This window comes from Limnospira sp. PMC 1279.21, assembly GCF_032349615.1.
GTDB classification, from domain to species: Bacteria; Cyanobacteriota; Cyanobacteriia; order Cyanobacteriales; family Microcoleaceae; genus Limnospira; species Limnospira fusiformis.
This window is the reverse complement of sequence record NZ_JARPLU010000411.1, coordinates 1-1,163: the sequence shown is the minus strand read 5'-3', so window position 1 is coordinate 1,163 and position 1,163 is coordinate 1. Positions and strand designations below refer to the sequence as shown.

1 protein-coding gene and 1 pseudogene are annotated in these 1,163 nt (G+C 40.7%); one reads left to right on the top strand and one right to left on the bottom strand.

Annotated elements, in window-relative coordinates; translation table 11 throughout:
* The coding region (locus P5683_RS25040) for a hypothetical protein (protein ID WP_315660890.1) at nt 1–644 on the bottom strand (644 nt) is incomplete at its 3' end.
* Between the two features lie 74 nt (nt 645–718).
* Between P5683_RS25040 and P5683_RS25035 the strand changes: the two are divergent.
* Nucleotides 719–1,163 (top strand): annotated as a pseudogene (locus P5683_RS25035) (hypothetical protein); the annotation flags it as partial.

The following is a 1,163-nucleotide window of genomic DNA, read 5'->3' as shown; positions in this document are numbered from 1 at the left end:
CCATGACTAAACCAAACCCCAACGCTACCCGTGTTCTGTAGGTGTAAGCGATATCTGTGAGTATTAGCAGCACGAATTAGGGTGGGTGTGTTACCTACGGAAATCCCAAAATTTTCGGGTTGGGTCAGTGATGGGGTTTTTGGCAATGTGTCTAGTTGGTATTCTGCCATACCAAAAATATTAATTGAATCATTGTTGTGTAATTGAGTCAGACACCTAGCTTTTAATACAGAATGTGAATCTATGGCTAACCCTTCTGTTTGATTGGTAATCAATTCGATTAATAAATTTTCGGTATGAATTCCCCCGTAATAAGGGAGTTTTATAACACCTAGATTTAACCCGCTTTCTGTGGCTAGGTTCCAATAAAATATCTGTAAGTCTATAGAACCTTGTAACACATCTTGTTTCTTTTCCCACCTTTGGTAATAACTATCTTCTGGGTAAATTTTAGGTATTTGTGATTGATTGATACTAGGGATATAACACCTAGCGTTCAAACTAGAAACATAGGCATAAGCAGTAATATCATAACGAAATCTATCAGTTATCAAGCCTTCTAAGATTGCGCCATTAAATAACTCTACAGCGTTATTCCAGTTACTAGCGTTAATTTCCGTAGCAATATTTCTAATTCCCCGCATGAATAGTCCTCAATTATCTTGTAATATTATATAATATTTCTAAGTTATTGATTGGTCTCATGTAGTCGTTTGATATGGTGAAAGATAGTATCAGGTCAAGTACGCCTAAAAATGTTGGTAGGTCTGGTGGCGTAAGTTCAGGTTTAGCGGGAGATTTAGGCGACCAGACATCTTCAGCAATGGACTTTGGTAGGGGTTTGCCGTATGCAAGAGAAAGAGATAGAGCGGGTATTCCAGGATTGGTAAATCCTTGGGACCCAATTACTAGGGTACCGCGTGGAATTAAGCCAGAAGACCATGGCAGGTGGAAACGAGAGGATGACGAACAGCGAATAGATGAGGAATATCGGCGGCGTGATGTCAAAAAAGAGGCAACCGTTAAGGAACCGCCAAATAGAGATGAACCAAAGGGAGGCAAAAAACCTAAGGGAGGTAGTAGTGGTGGAGGCGGTAGTGGTCGCAGCTTTGGGGGTCCTAATTCAGGCGATAAAATAGATGATGATAAAGGAAGGCGACCAG